Here is an 18,206-nt window from a genome sequence, read left to right on the forward strand (position 1 = left end):
GATCAGGATATATAAATATCCTTACCTAAACTTTAAATTTTGAGTTAAGACCTCATCAAGTATAGTTTACATGAAAAATGTAACCTATAATTATCAGTGATATAACTTAGTTACCTGAGTTTTTATGATTAAATATTGCTCATATCGACAAAATCTAACATGAAATCTATAAACTTACGGTGCGAGAGTATTAATTTAGATGTAGATAAATTTCTTATGGCGGTTCATATAAGTTTTGATATGATATGAATGTTTAGAAATAAAATCAATAGTACTACAAAATAATACTAGAAACTAAAGTTTCTATCCTTCAACTTAAGATGATTATTAAATTGTGAATAAAGCAGGTAAAAAGTACTTTTTACCTGCTTTAACTTAGATAAAATCTTGTTTTTCAAGAATTCTTGCTGAAGTTGAAGTAGCTACTGCTTACCCTAAAATTTAAGTCAGACTATTAAATAACTACGATGTCAGATGCGGTTAATGTGGGCGCACCTGTCAAGGTAGCAAAGAAGCCACCATCACCAATACCAGTGGCACTACCGTTTTGATTGTACAACAACTCACCAGTTACTGTGTTATAAACAAGTAAACTATCGTTTGCGCCTATGCCATTATTAGTAGTGACAAAGGTAATATCAGAACTGTCTAAAACACCAAAGTCCAGCTCTGTAAAACTTTCCTGACGCAAATAAATTTGATCTCCTTGTCCACTGTTGAAGTCTACAATTGTATCCCTACCAATGGAATTTGATATACCTTGTTGTCTTGTGGATAAACCGCTACCACCAAACTCAAAAACGTCAATACCTAAACCACCAGTGAGAGTATCATTACCACCTTGTCCGTTTAGTCTGTCAACGCCAGATTGAGTACCTGCTGGATTATCACCGAAGATGTTATCGTTCCCGTCACCACCATAAATCAGATCGTCTCCAGCATTACCTTCCAAGGTGTCATTGTCGGCACCACCATCAATTTGATCGTTGCCGTCGTTGCCGTAAATTGTATCATTTCCAGCCAACCCAAGTAAGGTATTGTTTTGGATGTTGCCGAAAATTGTGTTGTTAAGAGCATTACCTTCCCCAAAAATGGCTGTGGAAGTAAGCTCTAAATTTTCAATGTCACCTAAAATTGTGACTCCAGCAGGTGGACTGTTCAAAGAAAAGTCTACACTAGAGACAATGGTATCCACTCCATTACCATTATCTGTACTTTCGTCTATGGTTAATGAACCACTAGTGGAATAGACATTATAGGTATCATTTCCGCGCCCACCTATCAAAGTACCGTTGCTAGACAAACCAGTAATTTCTAGTACATCGTTACCACCTTGACCCCGAACTAGTGAAAACTCTCCACCTTTGAGGATATCATCACCATCAAGACCGATTAGGGTAGTATTAGAGCCGAAACTGACAATTGTGTCGTTTCCTTTTGTACCGGTTCCAGTGATAGCGTCAGCCAATAGATTGAGTGTCAGGCCAGTCCCTCCAGACACAGGAGTAAACCCAACGACATCGGCTAAATTGTAGCTAATTGTGGTGTTGATTACTGTGTTGTCATCAGAGTCATTAACTATGTCGTTGGCGTTGTCTACATAGTAAACATCTAGACCTGCAAGACCAGACATCTGATCTGCACCAGTCAATCCGTCAATTACATCATTGTTAACTGTACCAGTGAGAATATCATCTCCTGGAGTGCCTGTGATGATAGCCATAGTTATAATCTCTTGTTGGTTGGTTTGAGCATATAACTGAAATCCAACTTTCTGGTTTGAGATCAGGATAGAAAAGCATCCTTATCTAAACCTTGAAATATGCTTGACAAAACCCAGTAAATCACAAAGTTTGTTTAAAGTCTTGCCAGCTTGGCACTTCACAAAGTAGAGAGGGATTAAAATGTGCATTAAAAAAATTACTCTACCAACAAAATTTCAGACAATATCTCTAGTTAATTTAAAAATGATCACTTTCAATTAGGTGTTTATTTTTTTGTATGTATATAGTCTGAGACTCCTAATGTTATAAAAATTAAGGAAGCTAAAAATTTAACTCTTAAATTGTGTATTTACTTAAGCTGTAAGTAACTTTTATAGCGATCCTAAATGATTCATAAACACTTCCTGTTTTCTTTCCATGACTTACGTCACGCTACGCTGTCACTGATAAGTTTTCAGCTCAAATAGGGGATTACTATATATTTTATTTGGTTTGTGAAGGTTTTTGTATGAGAATTAAATAGTTAAATATTTGTGCTATTTAAATAAGTTTTAATTTCTTCTAGAGGAACTATGTGTCTTTTTTTTAAGAAACGATAAATATGAAAGCAGTCTTGGTCTACAGGATTTCTCATACTACCTTTCTTAATAGCTATTGAATAACCCTTATAGAATCCTTCTAACATATAGATTGGGCGACGAACTTTTATCCCAAACCACAATCCCTTTAATGTAGTTCCTATTAAAGAAATAAGTAGTATATTTTTAGGTGCGTTAAAATAAGGAAATAAAATATCATTTTGACGACCAAATACATCAGGTCTTTTGGAAATTCTATTTGGTGGTTGGTAATGGTGAATAGGATCTGCTGCGCCTAAACGAACACAAAATCTTTTTTGAAGAAGACGTATACAAAGATCTCCTTCTTCTCCCATATAAAAGAAAAATTCTCGATAGCCACCAACACTGAGAAACTTTTCTCTATCAACAGCATGAGCAGCGGCAACATAAGCATGAGTTAAATATATTTGATTTCTATCAGGAGCTTTAGTCCATATAGTTTTATCCTGTAAAATGTTGATAAAAGGAATAGCTACTGCTGCTACTTGTGGATGATCAAACTCTTGCAGAGTTTGTTCAATAGTGAATTGTGAATCAAGAATTGAGTCGTCATCAAGAGGAAAGACTATTTTTGTCTTAGATAGTTCAATTCCTTTATTTCGATGATAGCAAGGCCCTTTATTTTCCGATGATCGATAATACTGGATGTCAGGAAAATCACGGGACATCATTTCGTGTGTACCATCTGTAGAGTTATCATCCATAACAATGATATCAACAGGAACACTCTGATTTTTTGCAGATTGAATAGCTTTTTTTAGTAATTCAGATCTATTGTTTGTAGTAAAAACGATAGTGGCTTGAACAAGCATAATTGGTAAAATATAAAAATTACTTAAGTAGACAAAAATTTTGTTAATATTCCCGCTTTTTCAAAAATAATCATGTTCACAAATAAATTCGCTGCTTAATGACTTTAGCTGGGACTCCAACAGCGATCGCTCTCTCTGGTAAATCCTTAGTGACTACACTGCCTGCACCAACTACAGTATCACTACCGATGGTGACACCTTTGAGGATGGTAACGTTTGCTCCAATCCAGACGCGATTGCCTATTTTTGTGGGTTTACTGACCATTGGTTGTGCTAGAGGTGGAAGATTGGGGTCAAGACCGTGATCATGGTCGGTGATATAGCAACCAGGTCCGATAGCACAGTGATTCCCAATAATTAAAGATTCAATAGCATCCAGAAATGTATTGCGGTTAATGTATGTATGAGATCCAATACAAATTTTGGGATGGGATAGAGGTTCACCGCTGCATAAAAGAATAACGCCTTGATCTAGCGCACAATTACTTTCAATTTCAATATCTTGAAAGTTGCGGGTAATTTCGATTTGGCGCATCCATACATAACCATGCAATTTGACACCTAGCATTTGATAATAAAAATTACGCCAGCGACTAGCTAAACCTTGAGTAATACGATTGAATCTGATAATTATAGCAGAATGAAGAAGCATTAATTTACAAGATACATAAAATGAAATGAAGTTCGTTAATTTGATGTTTTCGATGATAATATTTCTACAACACCTTCTAATTTGCCAGCTAAGAGTAAAGGCAGAGATAACCAACCTTTTTTAGATTGTAAAGAAGCAACTATTTCAAATAATTGCAAAATAGTTAATTTAAAATAATCGCTGGGCTGTCGTCTTTCTAAGATTTGAGTCATCACAAAAAAGCGATTAACTAAATTCATTTTTGCTAATACAGCCGGATTATTTTTATGATCTCCTGGTTGACTATCGTGAAAAATTCTAGCCGTGCGGGCATTGGCTAACTTCCAATTTTTACCAACCATCAGGGAAAGAGTTACATCTTCGAGAAGGGAATATCCTGTAAAGTGGGATGAAAACAACGGTTGAGGAAGTATCTCTCTGCGATAGAGTGTACAAGTTGTGTTTAGCCACTCTACAGGTACAACTTCTGGTAAATTGAGGTCGTCTTCTGGCAGTAAATTTAAAGCCGGTCCGATGCATTTGCCAGCGTAGCTTTTCTCTAGACTACCGTGTAAAAAACGGAATAGACTGCGACTAATGCGTCCAGGTGGTAGATACCTTTGATTAGTAATCATGGCATTAACTCCACTTATTTGTGGATCACTTTGTAGTGCTGACCACAGTCTGGCTAAACAATCTGGTTCTAATAAAATGTCATCATCCATCAGCCAGATAACAGCTTGAGAAGCATGAGAAATTGCTTGATTACGCTGAGTTGCTGCTCCTATTTTTGTAGCTCGATAGTATTTAATTGTGGTAAATAGTCCGGGAATTTCACTCTCACAAATATTTTGTGTTTGATCATCCTCAGAACCATCTACTACAATCATCTCCACAGGCTGTACTGATTGTTGAGAAAGACTTTGGAGCGTTCTAGCTAAAGGTGCGCTACGATTACGGGTAGGTACAAGAGCAGAAATTGGAAGTAGTATGGTCATATCTATTGGAAGCAATATGATATTTGTTGCTGATCAGAGTTTGGACTATAGACAAAGTAGCAGTAGTTTATGTGAGTTTATAGTTCAGTAATCTTTTGAATTTCGCCACTTGTTCAGCCGTAGAAAAACCTAGTAGTCGATAAATTAAACGATACGATTTTGGTGCTGCGAGTCCCGATGGTATGAAACCTTTATTGGTATTTATTATTTTTGCAATAACTTCATTAGCCCAATTTTTATCTGACAACCAAATCATTCTGGCGGTTTCAAATCTAGTTTGATTAATAGCATTATGTCGCAGTTGAGTCAGTTGGTTTGTGGCTTTGAGATGTTGTTCAATTTTATCTTCAATAGCTAATAGTTGGCGGTGTGTTTCTGACTTATCTCGTTTGCAAACTGTTGATTCACTCCACTGTCTATAAACTGAACCTGCTTCAGAAAAATATTCAAATTTTTTTCCTGCTATTAAAAGACGTAAATATAGCTCATGTTCCTGACAGCATGGTTGGTCAACTTTCCATCCCCCTACATCAACAATAGCTTGTCTGCGCCATAGTGGGCTTCCAGTTTGAGGGAGATACCATCGAGCCAGTAAAATCCAAGGATCGTGAGGTTCAGGAATTTCTCTAATTTTTTGCCAAGAAGTACTGTGCTGGTGATACTCAAAAATACTGGGACTATATAGAATGTCAGTCTGAGGAACTTGAGCAAGATATTTAACCTGCTTTTCAACTTTATCTGGCAAAAGGTAATCATCTGCATCTAGGTACTGCAACCACTCTCCTGTGCTGAGTTTTAATAAGTAGTTTCTTGCTACATTTCCACCACGGTTAGGACTTGTTTTCCAAATGATTGAATTGCCAAAGCTTTTGATTATTTTTAAACTTCTATCTATAGAGCCATCATCGACAACAATAATTTCTTTGCTGAGGTAGGATTGATTTAAAGAACTCTCAATGGCTTCTCCAATCCATTGTTCTGCATTGTAACAGGGAATGAGAATACTAACTTTGGCATCCATACAATATAAATATAAGCAATATATTTAGTAATGATAACATGGACTAATTTGATGTCTTATTAACTTAATTAAGTTAGATACTTAGTTTAGTAAACCTTTAGTAACATCTGTTTTCAGTGCTTCCAATTTCAACATTACTCGCTCTTCTAATTCTTTAGATTTTGAGAAATTACTCAAAAAAGGTTTGGCAGTTATTAACATATAGTACATTTGAGTGCGAATTGATTGGTAATCACAGGCTCTCAAAAAACTTTTCTTTCCAATAAGACTGGCTATACGTTTTATCATATGTGGTTGATAAGTCAATCCAACACTATTTAACCAATCATTCCACTTGAAATCTAAAATTTTTTCATTTGTTTTCACTGCTACCCAAGGAGTTCTAAATGCATCAGCAATAATAGCACCATGCATTGCTTCAGCAAAAAGGATGTCTGATTCACTGATCTCAGTTAAGACTTGTTCGATTGATGCAGTGGGATTGATGTAGTGAATATTTAAACTTTGGCAAATCTCCTGCCAAGCACCACCATTATGAATTTCTTGAGAGAAATGCGGTATGTAAGACCATCTATATTTCTTCTGTCCTGTTTGAGCAAAACACTGACGAACTAGAATTGCTGGATCAGTTATTCCCAAGCTTGCTTCAAGGTTTAATGCTCTTGCAGATAAAGGTCCACGAACAAAATAAATTTTCCAAGTAGAATCTACATTTGGTATCTTGCCATATCCAACTCCTGAACCAAAAATAATTTTCTGCGTATTTTTTGGTAGATGTTCATTTAATAAAGTTCCAATGCCAACAAATAGTTTTTCTCCATCACCATCTAAAATATTGGGAATTAATTGCATCCACAACCAAGGATTCAAATCATCACCAAAATTTCCTACTTGAAGATTTGTTGATTTTCCGTCATAATAGTGTAGTTTCATGAAGTATTTCCTCAAAATAATTACAGAGGAACATTACCATAAATTAAGTAGTAAATCATAATGTCCAGCTTGTTCCAGCGGATATTCTCCTGATTCGATGCGAGTAATAATAGTTGGTAGAAGCTCAAGAAATTTATGATTATGCTCTAGTGCGTGTAAAGTCCATGCTTTTGATGAGGCAAGGTCAGATCTTATATAGATACTTGTGAGCAACTTATTTGTGACCATACCTTCCCAACGCTCTAGCGCACTATGCCGTGTGAATTTTGAAATCAGTTTTCTCTTCCAGGATATATAGCTAAGAGGAAGAGGTAAAACACTGTTAAACTTTTGTCTATCAAGGAGATAGCGACGAGCTGTAAATTCTTTAAATGCAAAGAAACCTCTTGGATCAAGAGTATACTGAACTTGTTGTTGTTTTAGGTTCAACGCTATATCTGGCGGACCAGGTAAAGGAGTAACTGTCAATACGTCAGGGTTATTTTTTAGACAGTTAATTCCCGCCTCAATCCAGTTATATTCTTCTGATTGGTAGAGAAGCATATCTGCATCAAAGTGAAGGAAGTAATCACTTTTTGCGATTTCATAAGCAAACAGATAAGCATAAATAGGCGCATCGCGGAAATCATGAGTTTCCCATGAAATTTGATCTCCTAAATGTTTTCTAAGAATCGGCTCTTTTACATTTGAAGAATAATCAACCATTACAATGCTATCAATAAAACCCTGATCCACTAATTTTTGAGCAATGGTTTTCAGATCATCTATGCTGGGGATAGGGAAATTTTTTCGATATCTTCTCTTCATGGAAGCAGTATCTATCACTAACATCTTCTCTATGAAGGGATATCGACACATTTTAACAAGATGAGGAACTGTATATAGGATAAATGGAAGATCCGTTGGACAAATATTAATTGATAGAGTACAAGAGGGAGGATTGTTAATTTTCGACATAATTATAAATTATATATAAATGAATTGAATTTAGTGAGACTAAATATATAGGATGCTCTAAAAATGTGGTTGTATGGCATTTTGTTAACAAGTTGATTGACTAATTTCATTAGTAGACTTCTCTGAAGCTAATAGCTTTGAGTATTTTTTATTTCATGTATTGGACAAATTGAAAAATAAATACTGGAGTTAAATTTCATATCTTCAGCTATACAAGATATTGAGTAGCTTTCATTTGCAAGCGAGTGATTAAGTCATACTTAAAAGTATTGTGTGGTTTAATCACAATTTTACTGTATTCACTAGCTGGTAAACTTTTGAGTAATTCTAAGTGAACTTGATATGGATGATACTCTTGAAGAACTTTATTCCTAGCTTTTGCTATAGCAGATTGGGAACTTGCATATAAATCCTGAAAAATAGCGTCTTCAATAATTTTGATTGATCCTTGAATATCATCTACATCAATAATTCTCAAGGCATCTGTATCAAAGTAGCCTAATATATTTGGCGCTCCCCAATAAAATGGAAAGCAGTTAGAAACAAAAGCATCAGCTAATTTTTCTGTCCAGTAATGAGGCCAAGCACCATTTTCCAGAACTATATGATACTTGTAATTAAGTAGAGCATCTGATTTCCGACTACCTAATTCTTGAATACCTCTCCCAAACCAATCTAGTTGCTCACCAAAGTGCTTCTTTAGCTCATACATAAAATGTAATCTTTTACGATGACCAACAGTATCCGTTTTACCAGAAATTACTGCCGATATCAGTTTGGTTTTTTGTAATTTCGAGGTTTCAAGGGCATCAAGAATATTTACTTCAACATACCAGTGATATCCAGCATAAGAAATAACTCGCATCTTTGATTTTACACGATTATCTTGTCCTAAAGTGCAATAGAACTGCCTCGTATAACCTTCAGGAAGATGGAGAATATCAGGAGGTTCTTTTAAAACTAACAGTGTGCGGTTTTTGGGGCAAATTAGTTGATAAGTTCTATCTAATGGCTTGACACTTTGGTAAAGTATAATTCCGTCAAATTTGCCCTTTTCTGGATTAATAACAAACTGGGTGTCTTGCCAAGAATGTTCTCCTGTTTCTGTAATAAATGGACGGAAGTAATTACGAGCATTGATGGCACTATCTGACATCAATAAAGCAATTAAAGGCATAAATAATACATAAAAATGAATTGCTTACTGATTCCTGTTGTTTGTTAGCAACAAATTTATGGCGTTGCCAATTAAGACCGCAATGAATGACTGTAAATTACAGAAGTCTTGATGCCAATATCATTCCATGACAATTTAGCACATTCTTGTTTCACTATTTCACTTAATTTTTCTAAATCTATCTGATTACTATCTTTTAATGATTTCCATAACCCTTGCGGATCTTGATATTCATAAAGTAACCAATCTGCTTTACCTAAAGTTTCTGCTATACCATCAGTACGAGGAGCAATAATTGGTTTATTATAAGACATTGCTAAAATCAAACTACCAGAAGTTAAAATCTTTTCAAAAGGTAGAACTACAACATCAGCCGCGCTAAAAAACAGATGTACTCTGCTATCTTCTACAAAATCTGGATGAAAAATAACTCTCTGTGTATTAGCAGCTAATTGGGTTAACTTTTGCAGATAGGATTCATCTAACGCTTTTCCTGCTATCAATAGGTGGCTTTCCTGTAGAAATTCTGGGTTTTCCAGCCAAACTTTTAGTAAGCGTTCTACTCCCTTATAAGGTCGCAGCATACCTAAATTGAGGTAAACTTTTCCTGTTAACGGTATTCCTAAAGCTTTTCTGGCTTCAATTTGAGGCATGGAATTCCCATAAAATTCGCTATAGTGACCATGTGGAATCACATAAATTTTGGATTTGTCAAATTTATAATTTTGGATATTTTCTTGTAGTGCTAAAGAATGATGAATAATTATTCCATCTGCTAGATTAAATAAATTTTGTTGTATCCACTGTTCTAGTATAGGAAATTTAGAATCATGAGAGATGTAATTATGAATAGTCCAAATTACTTTTACCCCTGTCCATTTAGTAAATATAATGTCAATCAAAAACTTGATTGCATAAATTAATTTCGTGCCTAGATTTTTCCCCTTTAAATACGGATTCAGCCAATGAATATGTACAACGTTTATTTTCTGTATGCTTTTAATAGCTCTGTATATGGGAAAGATGCGACGATAACCGGAAGGAAATAATACTTCTATTTTTAGATTTCCTAAAGCATTAGATAAAAGTGTTTGATAGGGGTTATCTATACGGTAATCTGGCATCATCAAAACCCTCAAGGGTTCGGTATTATTACTATAACTCATTACTGTAACTCCTTGAGAAATCCATTCTGCACTAGATGACGAATTCCTTCCCTGTACATTAAATGTCTAATTTTCCCCACATAGTGACGAGATGGTGAACCGTTGATACCTCCTTCTAAATGCACATCATAAGCTTTTGGTAGCAGTTCTACTCCAAAACGAGAACTACACAAAGCATAAATAGTTTGTTCGATCCGCCAGAAATGTCCAATAATATCCGGTAAAGACAAAAATTCTTCTATCCAATCAAAATTTAATGATTGCTGATGAATTAAACCCAATCCTGAATTTACTCTTGCTGCTAAATCAAAACCAAGTTGGCTTTTTACAGTTTCTGGTTCTACAGTGTAAGCACTATTTTCATCAGCATTTAGTGTATTAAGTTTATAATCTGGGTTTTCGATCCGGTTGAGTAGTTCTGTGGGTTCCTGAAAAAAGAGGATATCACTATCTAGGAGTAATAAGCGATCGCTCTGCAAATAGGCAGCAAAATCAAATACTTTAGGTGAAAGATGATTAGTTTTGCGAAACTCTAAACAGAGAGGGTAGGATGAAAGTAAGGGTAAAACTTTTTCGTCAGCTTGTTTTCTGTCAATAATCCGTGCATCTGGAAAATGATGCTGTAAAGTTGTAATATTGTCCTGAGTTAGAGTTCCATCATCATGAACACACAAAGCGTATTGACGCTGAGAATAATGATAAAAAGATTTTAATGCCCAGATTAAATTTAGCCAATCATTAGCAGAAGTAAGAACATGAATTTCGCAAACTCTGTTAGATGTGTTAATAATTGGATGAGAATTCAATATATTTTTTCTAACTCTATCTCTATAGTAGGCTGTGACAAATCCATACTGATACTTTTTTCGTAAATTATAAACCATTGAACCAATAGACATGATTATTTTAACTCCGGTTTAGGATTTTTTTAACATTAGTTTTCAAAAAATTGAATGGAGTTGCTTGGGGTTTTTGCGTAGTTGAGATATGTTTTTGCAGAGATTCTGTTAAATATATGGATTTTTCTTTCTGGGTATGAACAAACAACTTAATTTTTTCTTTGATTTTATCTTGGTTGGCTAAAATAAAATTTATTTTCTCTGGTACTAAAGCATATTCTGTCGTTTCTAAACACAATTCCAAAAGTTTGCTTTCTGCAAGTAAGCGATGCACTTTATCATCATAATTTATAGCAATAAAAGGTTTTCCCATCTGCATAGCAAATATGATAGCATGATATCTACAACCCACCAAAAGTTGACTTTCGACTAATGGTTGCAAAGAGAATTCATCGGGTGTTAAACCACCGAAATAAGTCTTCAATAAATCAAAATCTCTATTCTGGTTAAAATTTAAAGGAAAAGGATTTAATTTAAATTTAGATAATTCTTTGAACCACATTGGTACATCAAATTCTTTCCAATGACACGGAACTAAATTGACAGCAATTTTATTATCAATAGAATCAAAAGTTGTATTTTTTTCTAAGGGATGGGGAAAACACCAAGTTAAGTCGGGATGTATTTCTACTTTAGGATTGTTATTGAGTAATGACTTACTCTGTTCATCTCTGACATAAAAAAATTCAGAATTTTCAATTAAATCATATAAATCTACAAGCAAATCTTGAGAAACTCGGTTGACTCCTAAACCTAACACACCTATTTTAGCTTTACATTTTTTTATCCATTGTTTTGGATTCACCCATATTCCAACTCTTTCAAATACCAATCCACCTCCACCAATCAATATCCAATCGAAACTCTGAAGATATTCTTGTGGTGGAGATAGATAGTGCGGTAAAAATACGATAGTGTTACCCTGAAGTAATCTAGTAATAGAGTATTGAATGCGGTCATCGCCAGCATTAAGAGCGTTATAGTAACCAAAAACTGCAATTTTCATTGTTTAATTAAAATATTTTTTCTATATTTATTTATGTTTTTGTAAGCTTTTTAAGCTTGAATATGCCTTAGGAAAAAAAGTCGAGAATGTTAATCCTGGATGAATAAGATGATGATGTTGCACTACAGCTAAAGGTAACTGGAATAGTGATAATGGGTATTGTTCAATTTTAGGTGGGAGAATTAAAAAAGGAGGCCTTGTTTCAAGCTCTTTTGCAAAACCGCCATACATATTGTTGAGACTATCAATAATATTGTCTGGAAGCTGACTCAAATTGGAGTTGCGATTTCTTTGAGGAGGAAAATCTTTAATATACTCATGTTCAATATCTAAAAAATCAAATATTTCTGGGAGAAAATCCCATATATACTCATATTTTAAAAATAAAATTGGATAATGTCTCGAAGCATAAAACCAATTATGAAAGTGCGCTTCAATTTTAAATTTATCTTCTCCTAAAGTCAGATAACTTTCAAGCGTTTCCTCTTTTAAAATAGGTTGAATTTTTGCATAATTGCGAAGCATATATTGTGAATGCAACCCATGATATTTACGCATAAAAATAGAGACGACAGCCTCCATGGGGTTACCATAAATATAAATAGCTTTAAACTTTATCTTATGAGTAAGAGGAGGCGTATCAGTATGCTTAATTAAATCTGTATTGTGTGAACAGTTTAGACGTATAAATTTTTCAAAAAACCTCATAAAAAAAGAAGTTCCAACTCCACCAAAGGAATTAACTGTGGCATCAAAGTTTATAGTAATAGGAATTGGACTAGCGTAAATTTTATACATTTTTTCAAAATCGCATGAACCAGTGTTTGAATCTTGATTGAAAAGATGAAGCTAGTAATATTTGCGGAAATTGTACAACAGTTTTAAACGTTTTTAACCAACGAATTAATTTTTTGTCACAACTGATAACTGACTGTTCAACTTGACACAAGAATTTGACTTGGTACAGCCATTTACCTTGAAGACTTAATCTGTGTTTGAGAGATATTGGCACGGTTCTATCCCACAGAATGGAACGCACTAACTCTAAAAGCTCATCGGCAACTTTCTGACGTTGATTTGATTTTTGAACAGCAGTAAATCGAAAACAAGTTAATTCAGAATCAATTCTTTTGATAACACCTCCTGATTTAATTATTCTGCACCAATAGTCATAATCCATAACAAAGTAAAGTTCTTCTTTAAATAAACCAACTGTTTCTGTAATTCTTCTGCTCCAAAAAACTTCCGGTTGCACCAATTGGCGTTTTTTCCACCATACATCCCACAGATCTAAAATTTCTTCTAGCTTTTGGATATTACCAAATTGCTCACCAATTTTCTCACCTTGCTGATTGACATAACGACATTTGCCATGTAATAAATCAGTCTCAGGAAATTGGTTAAAATGTTCAGCAACCTTAAAAAGTGTTTCTGGTAGATAATAATCATCACTGTTGAGATAAGCTATGATGTCACCTGTTGCTTTCTCAAGACCTTTATTAATAGCATGGGTTTGGCCTTTATCAGGTTCACTTACCCAATAGGCGAGATGCTTTTCATATTTTTTGATTATATCGAGTGTATTGTCTGTACTACCTCCATCAATAATTATATACTCAAGGTTTGGGTATTTTTGATCTAAGACTGAACAAATAGTTTCCTCAATAAAATGTCCCTGATTATAAGATGGCGTAATAATGCTAATCTTTAAATATTTATCGTTCATTGTTATTAATTAAAATTTAGAGTGGAGAGATTTAATTACAGTCAAAAGGAATATGAAAGGCATTGGCCAATATCTAATTTTGTTAGAAATTTAGTTAGCTGTATCCATGATGTTTCATGGTAGCGCCCAAATATTCATGAATTAAATTTAGTTGCTCAGAAGTAAGTTTTTCAGTCCACTGCTTATTAGTTGCTTCACCTATAAACTGAAATTTATCTGATCTTTCATGTTCTGGCATTCCTTTGCTTTCTTTAGAACGCATTTTATCAACGGCTGCTGCTTGAATAGCACGTTGTACATCTTCTGAAAGAATCTGAATACCTAAAATTTTTCCCAGTTTGAGAAGTTCTGGCTCAGGGTTTACTAACAGGTCTTCATAGCGAATAATTTCCAGTTCAACGCCACTATTTTGACTTCCCAAACCTACCCAAGAATTAATATGTTCTTGCCAAGAGCAAGGCCAAATGCGTCCGCTGATCCAATCTAAAAAAAATTCATCAAACCCTAGGGGATAGCCCCTCAATATTTTTTTATATTTGTAGTAAGAAATTACAACATCTCTCGGATCTCGAATGAGATAAATAACTTTCTTGTAATTTGTAACTTGTTTAAAGTCTTTTCTATATAGATGATGGCTTTTAATTAAATTAAATTCTGAATTAATTACATCTTTAGCATAAGTTTTACGATGAATATCTGGAACATAATATTGAATATCTGCAACGCTTTCTCCTGATTTTTTATATAAAAGTTCTGCCATAATCACTCTCATCCACGTATTACCAGAACGAGGATATGAAACTAAATATATATCATTTTCTGTAGGCTTAAATATTTCAGGAAAGTCAGGCTTTGACAAAGAACGCAACTTAGAAAGAGAACGAGACATGAAACTGGTTATAAGCATTTTTTATCGTCTCCATTATTAATAATTTTCCATTTAAGGTCTGGACAGACAACACCAGGCCAGCGTTGATAATCTGTGTAAGTCGAGTGATGATTCCCCCCTCCTATTATTGAAAAAATCATCAATTCAACCGGTTCTAGTAGATACTGTTTACCTGGAATTCCTGCCCATATCTTAATCACATAGTTACTAAGATTCAGTAACTTCCCAGGTATATGGCACACAGAAATATGATGTCCTGCTAAACCTTCTTGACTTTGGCGCTGGGCGTGATCTGTACTTGTAAAGGCAATTTCACCTGTCTGCGCCAAGATTTGTAAAACCAAACGCATCCCTTCAATATTTTTGAGTAACTGATAGTGAATACGAATAATAATTTCTTCTTGGGCCGAAAAAGAAGATTTTATTTCGCCATCAACAGATACAAGTTCCATCTTTAATATTCGGAAATATTCATTTCCTGGTGCATTATCCATATTCCATGAAGCTTGTCCTGAAAAAACTTGGTTACTGGCGATTTTTGCAAGATATTCAGCGATGCAACTTTCTGCATCTCCCTCTTTGATAAGATTTCCACTGCTTAAGACAATTCCTCGATTGCAAAGAGCGCGAACTGCTCCAATATTGTGACTCACGAATATGACTGTGCGGCCTTCTGAAGCTACATTCTCCATTTTGCCTAAACATTTTTTTTGAAAAGCAGCATCCCCTACTGCTAATACTTCATCCACAATTAAAATCTCTGGTTCTAAATGTGCCGCTACGGAAAATGCTAAACGCACATACATACCAGATGAATACCGTTTCACTGGTGTATCTAAAAATTTCTCTACTTCAGAAAAAGCAACAATTTCATCAAACTTGTGCTTAATTTCCGCCTTACTCATCCCCAGAATTGCACCATTGAGATATATATTCTCTCGTCCTGTTAACTCTGGATGAAAACCAGTACCAACCTCTAATAAACTAGCAACTCGTCCCTTAATATTGATGCGTCCTTGAGTGGGTTCTGTAATCCTACTGAGAATCTTTAATAGTGTTGATTTTCCGGCTCCATTGCGGCCAATAATTCCAATTCTATCACCTTGATTAACCTCAAAAGATACATCTTTGAGAGCCCAAAATTCCTCAAAAGCAGGATTTTTGGTTTTGGTTTTAGGATTGATTAAACTACCAATAGATTTAAATTGATTAGATATAACATCACGCAATGCAGTATAGCGCTCCTGCTTTTGGTGTCCAATAATATATTTTTTGCTGAGGTTTTCAACGTGGATGATTTTGTCTGGCATAGGTTACGAATTGGGCGGTGAGAAATATTAACTATTCTCAAAATTAATGCTTCTATAATTTATTTAGAATAAATCTAAATCAGAGAATTATAAACAAGCAGAAGATCCAGCTAAATTGCTACACAAAATATCAAATTGCTTTATTACTTTTGCCACACTTTGTTCGAGATTTTCTTGATTTGTTAAGCACTCAACTTCTGGTTTTAAAGGTGGTTCATAGGGATCATCAATACCTGTAAAAAACTTGATCTCTCCTTGACGCGCTCTTTTATACAAGCCTTTAACATCACGATCTTCACAAGTCTTTAAGGGAGCATTGACATAAACTTCAATAAAATTATTACCAATTTTTTGGCGTACCTCTTGCCGCACATCACGATATGGTGAAATAGCTGAAACTATTACTACCACATTATTTCGAGTTAATAAATGAGCAACAAAACCAATTCGTCTAATATTTTCATCTCTATCTGCCCTACTAAATCCTAAATCTTTTGTGAGATTTTGGCGCACTATATCACCATCTAAAACTTCAACTTTGATACCACGACTTCGTAGATGTTTTGCTACTTCACTACTAATTGTAGTTTTGCCAGCACCGCTCAATCCTGTAAACCAAATTGTTGCTCCAATATCTTGCATTTTTAACTCTTTTGTATTACTAAGTACATCAAAAATTATTAGCTGCTTTTCTGCGGGTTTAACTTCAATTATTAGCTTTGGAGGAAATGTACAAAAAGCCTATTTTACTTGTTAATAAGCCATTTTTCAAAATGACGTTGGGTATCACATCTCTGAAAAATATATAGTATTTCTATTACTGTACTGTTGTTTTCAGCCAGAGAATCTAAATCACATCTGCAAACTTCCTTTCCATTTTGCGGAAATACCAAATCCCACTAAATAAGAGCGAGAATACGAGGATCAAAGATAGAATAAATCCTGGTAGATATAAATTTGATTCACTACCTAAAATTGCCCAACGGAAACCATCAATTACTCCTACCATTGGGTTTAACGAGTATATCAAGCGCCACTTTTCAGAAATAAGACTGCTGCTAAAGCCTACTGGTGATATATACAGTCCAAACTGGACAATAAATGGCACAATATAGCGGAAATCTCTATATTGAACATTCAGGGAGGCAAACCACAATCCTGCTCCTATTGAAGCAGCAAAGGCGATACTAATAAATAAAGGTAGGGTCAAAATTCGCCAACTAGGAATAAAGTTGTACCATGCCATTAATGCTACTAAAATCATTCCCGAAATCATAAAATCTACAAAGCTCACTACTACTGCACTTGTAGGTACTACTAATCTGGGAAAATAGACTTTAGAAATTAGGTTGGAATTGGTAATTAAACTAGTACTGCATTCTGATAGGGAACTAGCGAAAAACTGCCAGGGTAACATCGCGGAGAAAACGAGGATGGGATAAGGCACACCCTGAGATGGCAATTTTGCTAATCGCCCAAATACGACGGTAAACACCACCATTGTTAAAAAAGGACGAATTAAAGCCCAAGCGATACCAATGCTTGTTTGCTTGTACCGAACTAATATATCTCGCCATGCTAGGAAATAAAATAACTCTCGATAGCGCCAGAGGTCTTTCCAGTATTGCCCTTCGCTTCTTCCGGCTTCAATTATTAATTCTGGCTGAGAAGAGGTGTCTTTCATATCATAAATTTATTTATGCGTATCTCAATCTACAGGTGCAAATGCACACAGTTTTTAGCTGATCACCCAAAAATCTTTTATATTGTTGCCACCTACAATGTGGGAGTTTCTGAATGTAAACTCTCCTACTGAAGGATTTCTATGGGGATTAATAACTCCTGTTGCTTGTTGCCAAAGTTCTGCTGGTGCTAATGACAAGTGATATACAGATTCACGTTTATGGACGTGATACCATTTGGTATCCTGGCAATGTTCACACCAAAATGCTTCTAACCACTCCCCTTCTAGAGAAACTGTAGTTTTTGCCGCTACTAACATTAGGGCTTCTTTCCGTTTCATTCCTCTCTGCTGTAGTTGTCCTGCGTGTTCAGCAAACAAGCCGTATTTTTGACTGACGCTATCCATGTAACAACTATGTACCGGACAATAAATGGCTCGACGTTTTGAACGATTCCGATTTCGGTCACACCTTCTCTGCACTTCGGCCTCCTTTTGATAAAGATAGATCATAAGAAGGTTGCGTTGGCAGGACTGAGATCAAAAAGACCATCAAAGCCCAACTCCTAATTTGAAAGTTTAGTTATTCGGTTTTTGAATCTAAGTTTTGTAAACCCGTTGGATATGTTAGCAGGTTTGTGATCATTGGTATAGTG

18 protein-coding genes are annotated in these 18,206 nt (G+C 35.0%); all 18 read right to left on the reverse strand.

Going from position 1 to position 18,206, the window contains the following annotated elements:
• Positions 1–454 precede the first annotated feature (454 nt).
• Positions 455–1,723, reverse strand: a complete 1,269-nt coding sequence (locus ACOWPH_RS12875) for a calcium-binding protein (protein ID WP_015215779.1) — start codon at positions 1,721–1,723, stop codon at positions 455–457.
• Positions 1,724–2,247: 524 nt separating this feature from the next.
• Positions 2,248–3,156 carry a glycosyltransferase family 2 protein gene (locus ACOWPH_RS12880; RefSeq protein ID WP_015215780.1) on the reverse strand — a complete coding sequence of 303 codons (909 nt, stop codon included), beginning with the start codon at positions 3,154–3,156 and terminating at the stop codon, positions 2,248–2,250.
• 76 nt (positions 3,157–3,232) lie between these two features.
• Positions 3,233–3,808, reverse strand: coding sequence for an acyltransferase (locus ACOWPH_RS12885; protein ID WP_015215781.1), 576 nt, complete (start codon positions 3,806–3,808; stop codon positions 3,233–3,235).
• A 35-nt stretch (positions 3,809–3,843) separates the two neighbouring features.
• Entirely contained in the window at positions 3,844–4,785 is a 942-nt protein-coding gene (locus ACOWPH_RS12890; RefSeq protein ID WP_015215782.1) for a glycosyltransferase family 2 protein, read from the reverse strand.
• Between the two features lie 67 nt (positions 4,786–4,852).
• On the reverse strand, positions 4,853–5,806 hold the full coding sequence (locus ACOWPH_RS12895; RefSeq protein WP_015215783.1) for a glycosyltransferase family 2 protein: 954 nt from the start codon (positions 5,804–5,806) through the stop codon (positions 4,853–4,855).
• Between the two features lie 81 nt (positions 5,807–5,887).
• Positions 5,888–6,739: a polysaccharide pyruvyl transferase family protein gene (locus tag ACOWPH_RS12900; RefSeq protein WP_015215784.1), complete on the reverse strand. Its 852-nt coding sequence runs from the start codon at positions 6,737–6,739 to the stop codon at positions 5,888–5,890.
• Between the two features lie 33 nt (positions 6,740–6,772).
• On the reverse strand, positions 6,773–7,570 hold the full coding sequence (locus tag ACOWPH_RS12905) for a glycosyltransferase family A protein (protein WP_081593702.1): 798 nt from the start codon (positions 7,568–7,570) through the stop codon (positions 6,773–6,775).
• 334 nt (positions 7,571–7,904) lie between these two features.
• Positions 7,905–8,873: a glycosyltransferase family 10 domain-containing protein gene (locus tag ACOWPH_RS12910; RefSeq protein ID WP_015215786.1), complete on the reverse strand. Its 969-nt coding sequence runs from the start codon at positions 8,871–8,873 to the stop codon at positions 7,905–7,907.
• Between the two features lie 71 nt (positions 8,874–8,944).
• Positions 8,945–10,039 carry a glycosyltransferase gene (locus tag ACOWPH_RS12915; RefSeq protein WP_015215787.1) on the reverse strand — a complete coding sequence of 365 codons (1,095 nt, stop codon included), beginning with the start codon at positions 10,037–10,039 and terminating at the stop codon, positions 8,945–8,947.
• Positions 10,039–10,938 (reverse strand): hypothetical protein, encoded by a 900-nt coding sequence (locus ACOWPH_RS12920; RefSeq protein ID WP_015215788.1) that lies wholly within the window; start codon positions 10,936–10,938, stop codon positions 10,039–10,041. Before ACOWPH_RS12920 ends, ACOWPH_RS12915 begins: the two co-directional genes overlap by 1 nt.
• 7 nt (positions 10,939–10,945) lie before the next feature.
• The gene (locus ACOWPH_RS12925) at positions 10,946–11,944 is read right to left on the reverse strand and encodes a polysaccharide pyruvyl transferase family protein (protein WP_015215789.1); all 999 of its coding nucleotides are present in this window, start codon (positions 11,942–11,944) and stop codon (positions 10,946–10,948) included.
• Positions 11,945–11,971: 27 nt separating this feature from the next.
• Positions 11,972–12,742 (reverse strand): hypothetical protein, encoded by a 771-nt coding sequence (locus ACOWPH_RS12930; protein WP_015215790.1) that lies wholly within the window; start codon positions 12,740–12,742, stop codon positions 11,972–11,974.
• 4 nt (positions 12,743–12,746) lie between these two features.
• Positions 12,747–13,670: a glycosyltransferase family 2 protein gene (locus ACOWPH_RS12935; RefSeq protein ID WP_015215791.1), complete on the reverse strand. Its 924-nt coding sequence runs from the start codon at positions 13,668–13,670 to the stop codon at positions 12,747–12,749.
• Positions 13,671–13,764: 94 nt separating this feature from the next.
• Positions 13,765–14,577, reverse strand: a complete 813-nt coding sequence (locus tag ACOWPH_RS12940; protein WP_015215792.1) for a sulfotransferase domain-containing protein — start codon at positions 14,575–14,577, stop codon at positions 13,765–13,767.
• Positions 14,568–15,869, reverse strand: a complete 1,302-nt coding sequence (locus ACOWPH_RS12945) for an ABC transporter ATP-binding protein (protein WP_015215793.1) — start codon at positions 15,867–15,869, stop codon at positions 14,568–14,570. Before ACOWPH_RS12945 ends, ACOWPH_RS12940 begins: the two co-directional genes overlap by 10 nt.
• Before the next feature lie 87 nt (positions 15,870–15,956).
• Complete coding sequence (gene cysC / locus ACOWPH_RS12950; RefSeq protein ID WP_280514238.1) at positions 15,957–16,550, reverse strand: adenylyl-sulfate kinase; 594 nt, start codon at positions 16,548–16,550, stop codon at positions 15,957–15,959.
• A gap of 166 nt (positions 16,551–16,716) precedes the next feature.
• Positions 16,717–17,553, reverse strand: coding sequence for an ABC transporter permease (locus ACOWPH_RS12955; RefSeq protein ID WP_015215795.1), 837 nt, complete (start codon positions 17,551–17,553; stop codon positions 16,717–16,719).
• 54 nt (positions 17,554–17,607) lie between these two features.
• Complete coding sequence (locus ACOWPH_RS12960; RefSeq protein WP_015215796.1) at positions 17,608–18,063, reverse strand: hypothetical protein; 456 nt, start codon at positions 18,061–18,063, stop codon at positions 17,608–17,610.
• Between the last annotated feature and the right edge of the window lie 143 nt (positions 18,064–18,206).

It is taken from the genome of Anabaena sp. PCC 7938 (assembly GCF_049315035.1).
GTDB classification, from domain to species: domain Bacteria; phylum Cyanobacteriota; class Cyanobacteriia; order Cyanobacteriales; family Nostocaceae; genus Anabaena; species Anabaena cylindrica.

Excerpts from the sequence above, each read along its gene's own strand:
- ACOWPH_RS12875 (WP_015215779.1), bottom strand. The coding sequence starts at position 1,723 with ATGGCTATCATCACAGGCACTCCAGGAGATGATATTCTCACTGGTACA.
- ACOWPH_RS12880 (WP_015215780.1), bottom strand. The coding sequence starts at position 3,156 with ATGCTTGTTCAAGCCACTATCGTTTTTACTACAAACAATAGATCTGAA.
- ACOWPH_RS12885 (WP_015215781.1), bottom strand. The coding sequence starts at position 3,808 with ATGCTTCTTCATTCTGCTATAATTATCAGATTCAATCGTATTACTCAA.
- ACOWPH_RS12890 (WP_015215782.1), bottom strand. The coding sequence starts at position 4,785 with ATGACCATACTACTTCCAATTTCTGCTCTTGTACCTACCCGTAATCGT.
- ACOWPH_RS12895 (WP_015215783.1), bottom strand. The coding sequence starts at position 5,806 with ATGGATGCCAAAGTTAGTATTCTCATTCCCTGTTACAATGCAGAACAA.
- ACOWPH_RS12900 (WP_015215784.1), bottom strand. The coding sequence starts at position 6,739 with ATGAAACTACACTATTATGACGGAAAATCAACAAATCTTCAAGTAGGA.
- ACOWPH_RS12905 (WP_081593702.1), bottom strand. The coding sequence starts at position 7,570 with ATGTTAGTGATAGATACTGCTTCCATGAAGAGAAGATATCGAAAAAAT.
- ACOWPH_RS12910 (WP_015215786.1), bottom strand. The coding sequence starts at position 8,873 with ATGCCTTTAATTGCTTTATTGATGTCAGATAGTGCCATCAATGCTCGT.
- ACOWPH_RS12915 (WP_015215787.1), bottom strand. The coding sequence starts at position 10,039 with ATGAGTTATAGTAATAATACCGAACCCTTGAGGGTTTTGATGATGCCA.
- ACOWPH_RS12920 (WP_015215788.1), bottom strand. The coding sequence starts at position 10,938 with ATGTCTATTGGTTCAATGGTTTATAATTTACGAAAAAAGTATCAGTAT.
- ACOWPH_RS12925 (WP_015215789.1), bottom strand. The coding sequence starts at position 11,944 with ATGAAAATTGCAGTTTTTGGTTACTATAACGCTCTTAATGCTGGCGAT.
- ACOWPH_RS12930 (WP_015215790.1), bottom strand. The coding sequence starts at position 12,742 with ATGTATAAAATTTACGCTAGTCCAATTCCTATTACTATAAACTTTGAT.
- ACOWPH_RS12935 (WP_015215791.1), bottom strand. The coding sequence starts at position 13,670 with ATGAACGATAAATATTTAAAGATTAGCATTATTACGCCATCTTATAAT.
- ACOWPH_RS12940 (WP_015215792.1), bottom strand. The coding sequence starts at position 14,577 with ATGCTTATAACCAGTTTCATGTCTCGTTCTCTTTCTAAGTTGCGTTCT.
- ACOWPH_RS12945 (WP_015215793.1), bottom strand. The coding sequence starts at position 15,869 with ATGCCAGACAAAATCATCCACGTTGAAAACCTCAGCAAAAAATATATT.
- ACOWPH_RS12955 (WP_015215795.1), bottom strand. The coding sequence starts at position 17,553 with ATGAAAGACACCTCTTCTCAGCCAGAATTAATAATTGAAGCCGGAAGA.
- ACOWPH_RS12960 (WP_015215796.1), bottom strand. The coding sequence starts at position 18,063 with ATGATCTATCTTTATCAAAAGGAGGCCGAAGTGCAGAGAAGGTGTGAC.